Origin of the sequence: Candidatus Allofournierella excrementavium (assembly GCF_048526665.1) — a bacterium.
In the GTDB taxonomy this organism is placed as follows: Bacteria; Bacillota; Clostridia; order Oscillospirales; family Ruminococcaceae; genus Allofournierella_A; species Allofournierella_A excrementavium.
Window position 1 is genome coordinate 1 of the sequence record NZ_DBGFPE010000030.1, and the last position, 7,561, is coordinate 7,561.

The 7,561-nt window shown below is 60.7% G+C and carries 7 protein-coding genes and 2 pseudogenes; all 9 read left to right on the top strand.

The annotated features are described in order from the left end of the window. The first annotated feature begins 90 nt into the window (after window positions 1-90). Window positions 91-462 (top strand): hypothetical protein, encoded by a 372-nt coding sequence (locus tag ACMI1Q_RS07875; protein WP_419503371.1) that lies wholly within the window; start codon window positions 91-93, stop codon window positions 460-462. A 149-nt stretch (window positions 463-611) separates the two neighbouring features. Further along, window positions 612-2,510 carry a CD1108 family mobile element protein gene (locus ACMI1Q_RS07880; RefSeq protein ID WP_419503372.1) on the top strand — a complete coding sequence of 633 codons (1,899 nt, stop codon included), beginning with the start codon at window positions 612-614 and terminating at the stop codon, window positions 2,508-2,510. Between the two features lie 17 nt (window positions 2,511-2,527). After that, entirely contained in the window at window positions 2,528-3,268 is a 741-nt protein-coding gene (locus ACMI1Q_RS07885; protein ID WP_087314517.1) for a phosphoadenosine phosphosulfate reductase, read from the top strand. Then, window positions 3,255-3,536, top strand: a complete 282-nt coding sequence (locus ACMI1Q_RS07890) for a DUF4315 family protein (protein WP_087314357.1) — start codon at window positions 3,255-3,257, stop codon at window positions 3,534-3,536. The genes ACMI1Q_RS07885 and ACMI1Q_RS07890 overlap by 14 nt, the downstream gene beginning before the upstream one ends. 109 nt (window positions 3,537-3,645) lie before the next feature. Beyond that, window positions 3,646-4,017: pseudogene (locus ACMI1Q_RS07895) on the top strand (SH3 domain-containing protein); the annotation flags it as partial. Between the two features lie 114 nt (window positions 4,018-4,131). After that, a pseudogene (locus tag ACMI1Q_RS07900) lies at window positions 4,132-4,683 on the top strand (DUF4366 domain-containing protein); the annotation flags it as partial. Further along, window positions 4,680-6,779: a DNA topoisomerase 3 gene (locus ACMI1Q_RS07905; RefSeq protein WP_419503373.1), complete on the top strand. Its 2,100-nt coding sequence runs from the start codon at window positions 4,680-4,682 to the stop codon at window positions 6,777-6,779. The pseudogene ACMI1Q_RS07900 and the gene ACMI1Q_RS07905, both read left to right, overlap by 4 nt. Next, window positions 6,766-7,299 carry a hypothetical protein gene (locus tag ACMI1Q_RS07910; RefSeq protein WP_419503374.1) on the top strand — a complete coding sequence of 178 codons (534 nt, stop codon included), beginning with the start codon at window positions 6,766-6,768 and terminating at the stop codon, window positions 7,297-7,299. Before ACMI1Q_RS07905 ends, ACMI1Q_RS07910 begins: the two co-directional genes overlap by 14 nt. Window positions 7,300-7,311: 12 nt before the next feature. Beyond that, window positions 7,312-7,561: antirestriction protein ArdA (locus ACMI1Q_RS07915; protein WP_419503375.1), on the top strand; the 250-nt coding region annotated here is incomplete at its 3' end.

Sequence of the window (7,561 nt, forward strand, 5' to 3'; positions counted from 1 at the left end):
AAGCGGGATACGCTGTTCTCCCATTCGTATTTCCGGCTTGCGGCGTCGGCGCATGGCATGAGCGCCAGCGAACTTTTATCGTCGCGGCTGATGTTTCCCACGCCCCTTGCCTCCGACAAATCCACCTGCCGGGACGCTGCCAACCTGGATGTGTTCCTGTCGGACAACGGGATCTTCCGCAAGCGGAACAAGGACGGGACGATCTGGAGCCTGTCCCTGTCGGCGGCGGTATTCTACCTGACGCCGGCGGCGTCGGAGGGCTACCGCTCCACCCTGAAACCGGCGGCCTTCCGGGGCAAATCCCCATCCTCCAACCTGTCGGCCCAGGTGATCCACCAGGAGCAGCCCCTGTCGGAGAAGGCGGCGCTGAACCCCGATTGGGTGGAATGGCTCATGGGCTTCCCGCAGGGATGGACGGACGTATCCTCTGGGCCAGCGAGCCGGAGGGCGTCCCCCGTATAACCGAGGATACGAAGGATCGGGCGCTGCGGCTGAAAACCCTGGGGAACGCGGTCTGCCCGCCTCAGGCCTATCCCATTTTTCACTACATTTCCCTGATAGAGACCGGGGCGTGCGCCAGCATCTGCCCCTATGGAGGAGGTGACGGATAAATGCAGGAATGGAAAGCCTCCGAAAAGGAGGCGCAGAAGATGACCCGTGATGGAGCCATCTCGGTGAACCTGGTGACTGGCGAGGCCACCCATATTTCAGACCGTCCCCCGGAGCAGGATTATTCTTCTGCTGATGAAACGGCGGGGGCATTGAACCGGGCGGCGGACGAGGTGGTGGGACACCGGGAACGCCGACAGGCGAAAAAGGCGCGGCGAAAGCGGCGCGACACCTTTCGGGAGGGTGAGGCGGCCAGGGACCGCCCTTCCTCCCGTTTGCAGTTTTCCGAGACAGACCAGGCGGCGCCGGAACTGAAAAAGGCCATCCGCAAGTCGGACAAGGCGGCGGATCGGCTGGACGCGGCGAAAGCTGCTGTTCCCGTAAAGCCTCCCGGCAAGGAACATGGCAACCCATTGTCCCGGCCGGTGCAGGAAATACGGTCCACCCTCCACGGCGAAGTGAGCAAGGTGGAGGGCGATAACTCCGGCGTTCAGGCCGGCCACCTGGGAGAACGGCAGATTGAGAAGGCCGTGGACTATGGCAAGCGGCGTTTCCATCAGGCGCATGCGGACCGGAAAATGAAACCCTGGCGGGATGTGAAGCAGGCGGAGCAGGCAGCGGTGAAAGCCAATGCCGATTTCTACTGGCGGAAGTCCGTCATGGAAAATCCCCAGCTTGCGTCCAGTAACCCCATCTCCCGCCTGTGGCAGAAAAAGCGACTGCAAAAGCAGTATGCTGCCGCACATCGGGCAGGGACCGGCGCGGCCCAGGCTGCGGGAAAGGCATCCCAGACCGCCGCTTCCGCAGCGAAGAAAGGCGGCGGGACCATCGCCCAGAAGCTGGGCGGCTTCGTCACCAAAAACAAGCACACCCTCCTCATCGTGGGCGGGATTGGGCTGATCCTCATGCTCATCATGGGGCTGATGCAGTCCTGCACCTCCATGTTCGGGGGCGGGACTTCCGGCCTGGTGGCGTCCTCCTATCTCTCCGAGGACGCGGATCTGACCGGGGCCGAGGCCGCCTATTGCGGGATGGAGGCGGAGCTTCAAGAATACCTGGACACCTACGAGGCTACCCACGACTATGACGAATATCACTTTGACCTGGACGAGATCGAGCATGATCCTTATGTGCTGTTGTCCATCCTGTCGGCGCTCCATGAAGGGGTGTTTACCCTGGACGAGGTGCAAAGCGACCTGGAAATGCTCTTTGACAAGCAGTACATCCTCACCGAAACTGTGACCACCGAAACAAGGTATCGGACGGAAACCCGGACAGACAGCGAGGGCAACGAGTACGAAGTGGAGGTGCCATACACCTGGTATATCTGCACCGTCACGCTGGAAAACTTTGACCTCTCCCATGTGCCGGTCTATATCATGGGCGAGGATCAGCTTTCCATGTATGCTGTGTATATGTCCACCCTGGGCAATCGCCCAGATCTGTTTCCGTCCTCCGGCTATGTGGGCAAGTACATCGAGAACCCGCCTACGGCCTGGGACATCCCCGCCGAGTACCTGACGGATGAACGGTTTGCTACCCTCATCACCGAGGCGGAGAAATACCTGGGATACCCCTATGTGTGGGGCGGGAGCAGCCCGGAGACATCGTTTGACTGTTCCGGCTTCGTCAGCTATGTGCTGACCAGCACCGGCCTGTGCAATACCGGGCGGCTGGGCGCCCAGGGGCTCTACAATATCTCCACGCCGGTATCCGACCCCCAGCCCGGTGATTTGGTGTTCTTCGTGGGCACCTATGACACCAGCGGTATCTCCCATGTGGGTATTTATGTGGGCGATGGGATGATGCTGCATTGCGGAGACCCGATTTCCTACACCAATTTGAATACAAGTTACTGGCAGTCTCACTTTTGTGCCTACGGCCGGCCGCCGTACAACTGATGGGAGGTGAAGCACACATCAATATGGTTTCCTATGGGGGCGGTGTCAACAGCACCGCCCTTTTAGTCGGCCTGCACCAGCACCGTATCCCGGTAGACCTGATCCTCTTTGCGGATACCGGGGCTGAGCATCCCCACACCTATGCCTACCTGGACATCATGGACCGCTGGCTGAAGGACCACGGGATGCCGCCCATTACCAGAGTGTATAAAACCACGCGGGACGGAAAGCGGCTGACCTTGGAACAGGAGTGTTTGCAGAGCGGTACCCTGCCTTCTATGGCCTATGGCTTCAAGCGGTGTTCCCTGAAACACAAGATCGGGCCGCAGGAAAAGTTCTGCAACCATTATCCGCCCTGCCGGAAGGTGTGGGCGGCGGGCAAACGGGTGGTCAAGTTCATCGGCTACGACGCCGGCGAAGGCTACCGCAGCGACAAGGTGCTGCTGGGGGATCTGGCCGACCCCAAGTACAGCAAGTGGTATCCCCTGATGGAATGGGGATGGGACCGGGCGGCTTGTCAGCAGGCCATTGATGATGCGGGGCTTCCCCAGCCGGGCAAGTCCTCCTGTTTCTTCTGCCCCAGCATGAGGGCGGAGGAGATCATCCGGCTTCGGGACCACCACCCGGACCTGTTCCGGCGGGCCATCGCGCTGGAGGACAACGCCCGTCCCAATTTGAAAACGGTCCAGGGCCTGGGCCGCAACTACTCATGGAAAGAACGGTTTGGAAAGGAGAATTGCACACATGGCAACTGTTGAAAAAATCCGCCGAGACATCGAAAAGACCAAGGAAAAGATCTCTGAGCAGCAGAAGCGCCTCCGCTCTCTGGAGGCGCAGCTTGTGGAGGAGGAGAACCTGGAGATCGTCCGCATGGTCAAGGCGGTGAAGATGGACAACCGGGAGCTGACGGCCTTCCTGAAGGCATACGCCAGCGGCCTCATCGCCCTGCCGGAGGGCATGATGGAGGCGGAGGCGTCGGCTGACCCCGGCGAGAACGAGATGGAGGACGCCGAGTATGAAGAATAAAACGATCATCCGCCTGTTTACGGCGGCGCTGGCCGTGGCGCTCTGTGCCACGGCCTTTGCGATCCCTGCCTTTGCCGGCGGCGGGGAGGGTGAACCTTACTACACCGAAATGGAGGCAGACCTCACGGAGGATGACGGGACCCCGGAAATCACGGTTTCCGATGATGAAGATACTGCCGGCGGCGATAATGCGGAGGCCGGCGGTGACACCCTGGACCAGCTCACCGAACTGTTGGGTAGCCTGGGAACCGTGAGCGTCACCGAGGATGGCATCCTGTTCACCCCTGACACGGAGAAATGGGAAACCCAGCAGACCGGCACCGTGACCACCTGCGGCGGCAACCTGAATGTCCGCACCGGCGCTGGGCTGGATAACGACGCCTTCACCCAGCTTCCCGATGGGGCGCAGGTAGAAGTCATCGGCACCGAGGGCGAATGGGTCAAGGTGCTTCTGCCGGAGCGGGAGGGCTATGTTCATTCCGACTACCTGACCATCACGGACACGGGCAGCTTCTCCCTCTCCCTGGACGGGACGGACCTCTCCGCCCTGCTGGAGCTGTTCGCCTCCGGCCTCTCCGGGGGCGGAGGGGCAGCCCTGACCCCGGATGGGAACCTGTCCCTCATTGACGACCTGGGCGGGACATCCTCCGGCAAGCAGTTCATCACGGTGGAGACAAAGGGCGGCAACGTGTTCTATCTCATCATCGACCGGGATGACGAGGGGGCGCAGACCGTCCACTTCCTGAACCAGGTGGACGAGGCGGACCTCCTGGCACTGATGGAGGATGGCGAGGCCCAGGAGGCGCCGGCGGTCTGCACCTGTACGGAGAAATGCCAGGCCGGTGCGGTGAATACCGCCTGCCCGGTTTGTGCGGTGAATATGAGCGAGTGTGCCGGGAAAGCGCCGGAGGAGGAACCAGAGCCTGAACCGGAGCCGGAGAAGGAGTCCGGCAGCAGCGGCGCCCTGGTATTGATCCTGCTGCTGGCAGTACTGGGCGGCGGCGGAGCCTTCGCCTATATCAAGTTCATCAAGCCCAAACAGGGCGCAAAGGTCAGCGCCGACCCGGACGACTATGATTTTGAGGATGAGGAGGAATATATTAACGAGGATGCCCCTGAACCGGAAGAAACGGAGGAAACGAAATGAAGCTGGTGATCTGCGAGAAACCGAGTGTTGCAAAAGCCGTTGCGTCGGCCCTGGGTGTCACATCCAGGGCCGATGGCTGTTTTGAAGGGAATGGGCTCATCGTTTCCTGGTGTGTGGGACACCTGATGTCCCCGATGGATGCAGCCGGGTATGACCCCGCCTATAAGAAGTGGAAGTATGACGACCTTCCCATCCTGCCTGAGCCCTTCCGTTATGTGCTGGCGAAGGGCAAAGAGGACGCCTTCCAGAATTTGAAGTGCCTCATGGAGCGCCCGGATGTGACGGAGCTGGTCAACGCCTGCGACGCCGGGCGGGAGGGCGAATTGATTTTCCGGCTGGTCTATGAGGCTGCCGGATGCTCCAAGCCCTTCTCCCGCCTCTGGATTTCTTCGATGGAGGACGCGGCGATCCGGGAGGGCTTTGCCGAGCTGCGCCCCGGCGGAGACTATGATCCCCTGTATCAGTCGGCGCTCTGCCGCCAAAAGGCGGACTGGCTCATTGGTATCAATGCAAGCCGCCTGTTCTCCGTCCTATACCATCGCACCCTGAATGTGGGGCGGGTACAGACGCCCACCCTTGCCATGCTGGTGGACCGGGACAGCAGGATCACCCTGTTCCGCAAGGAGAAATACCATCATGTGCGCCTGGCGCTGGATGGAGCCGAAGCGGTGTCCGAGAAGATTACTGCCCCGGAGGAGGCGGAGAGCCTGCGGGCAACCTGTGCCGGGGCATCGGCATCCTGCACCTCCGTCACCCATGAGAAGAAGAAGGAGGCGCCGCCCAAGCTCTACGACCTGACCACCTTGCAGCGGGAGGCAAACCGGGTGTTCGGTTACACGGCCAAGCAGACCCTGGACTACGCACAATCACTGTACGAGAAGAAGCTGCTGACCTATCCCCGGACGGACAGCCGGTATCTGACGGTTGATATGGCGGAGACCGCCTCTGTGGTTCTGCATCTGGCAGCGCAGGTGCCGCCCTTTGATGGGTGCGGGGAGTTCTTCCCGGATGTGTCCCTGCTGGTGAATGATGGGAAGGTGTCCGACCACCACGCCATCATCCCCACGCTGGAGCTGGAGAAAGCCGACCTGTCCGAACTGACTGTGGGAGAACGGAACACCTTGCTGCTGGTGTGCCGGGAACTGCTGTGTGCGGCGGCGGAACCCTATATGTATGAAGCGGTCACGGCCGCTTTTGACTGTGGTGGACACACCTTCACCGCCAAGGGGCGGCACATCCTCTCCGAGGGCTGGCGTGAGATCGACCGCATTTTCCGCGCTTCCCTGAAGGAGCAGCCGGAGGGCGAGGCGGAACCCGCCGCTCTGCCGGACTTCACCGAGGGTCAACTTTTTGACCAGGTGGAGGCCGCTGTTACCGAACACTTCACCGCCCCGCCCAAGGCGTACACGGAGGACACCCTTCTGGCGGCGATGGAGACCGCCGGAAAAGAAGATATGCCGGAGGACGCCGAGCGCAAGGGCCTGGGCACCCCGGCGACCAGGGCGGCGATCCTGGAAAAGCTGGTGGCGGCCGGATTTGTGGAGCGCAGAGGCAAAAGCCTAGTTCCCACCAAGGCGGGGATCAACCTGGTTACGGTCCTGCCGGATACGCTGACCTCTCCCATGCTTACGGCGGAGTGGGAGCAGAAGCTGACCGCCATCGCCAGGGGCGAGGGAGACCCCGCCGCTTTCATGGCGGGGATCTCTGAAATGACGCGGGAGTTGGTAAAAACCTACTCCCATATCTCCGAGGAAGGCCAGAAACTGTTCGCCCCGGAGCGGGAGACCGTGGGCCTCTGCCCCCGCTGCGGCAAACCGGTCTACGAGGGCAAAAAGAATTTTTACTGCTCCGACCGCTCCTGCCGCTTCGTGCTGTGGAAAGATGACCGCTTCTGGACTTCCCGCAAAAAGGAGCTGACCCGGAAGATGGTTGCCGACCTGTTGAAGAAGGGCCGTACCTCCGTCAGGGGGATGTGGTCTGAAAAGAAGGGCGCCGCTTATGACGCGGTGGTGGTGCTGGATGATACCGGCGAAAAGTATGTCCGCTTCAAACTGGAGTTTTCCAAGCGGAAGGAGGGTGTGAATGGCAAAAAGTAAATCGGATATTTCGCTGAACGATCTGAAAGCAATGCTCCCCCAGGAGTGGGAACCTGCGGAGCAGGAGGCAACGCTTCGGGCTCTGTCCGCCCTCTCCCAGGAGGATAGGGACCTCCTGGCCGCTGTGCAGGAGTCTCCCTTCCGCCTGACCACTTTGGAGCAGTTTCGGGAGTTTCCCGCAAACACGGAATATTTCATCCTGGAGGATAACATTCGCAAAGTGGAGGATGTGGGCTGGCGCTATCTGGCGCAGCATTTGGACATCCTTCTGCCCCCGGAGCTGCTGGACGCCATTGATCCCGTTCCTTTTGGCAACCATGCCATGCAGGAGGAACAGGGGTGCTTCACCAGTAAAGGATATCTCACCCTCTCCGGCGACGAGTGGGAGCATGAGCGCCCCAGGGAGAAGCAGACGGAGAAAAAGCCCTCCATCAAGGAGCGGCTGGAGCAGAGCCGGAAAGAGTGTGCGGGTCAGAGCAAGGCGCAGCCCCATCGGGAAAAGTCTGCGCCGGAACTGTAAGGAGGTGTCGCTATGCCCCATTATGACTATGACAAAGATTATCCCTTTGCCGCCTTCATCACCAACCTGGGCAAGTACAACGAGGGCGCCCTTGTGGGCGAATGGGTGAAGTTTCCCACCACGGCGGAGGAACTGAAAAAGGTCTTTGAGCGCATCGGGATTGGGTCGAAGGACGAATTTGGGCAGACCTATGAGGAATGGTTCATCACGGACTACGACTGCTATGTGGACGGCCTCTATGACCTGCTGGGCGAGTATGCCA

Coding starts and splice junctions, on each gene's coding strand:
- ACMI1Q_RS07875 (WP_419503371.1), top strand. CDS start 91: ATGTTTCCCACGCCCCTTGCCTCCGACAAATCCACCTGCCGGGACGCT.
- ACMI1Q_RS07880 (WP_419503372.1), top strand. CDS start 612: ATGCAGGAATGGAAAGCCTCCGAAAAGGAGGCGCAGAAGATGACCCGT.
- ACMI1Q_RS07890 (WP_087314357.1), top strand. CDS start 3,255: ATGGCAACTGTTGAAAAAATCCGCCGAGACATCGAAAAGACCAAGGAA.
- ACMI1Q_RS07905 (WP_419503373.1), top strand. CDS start 4,680: ATGAAGCTGGTGATCTGCGAGAAACCGAGTGTTGCAAAAGCCGTTGCG.
- ACMI1Q_RS07910 (WP_419503374.1), top strand. CDS start 6,766: ATGGCAAAAAGTAAATCGGATATTTCGCTGAACGATCTGAAAGCAATG.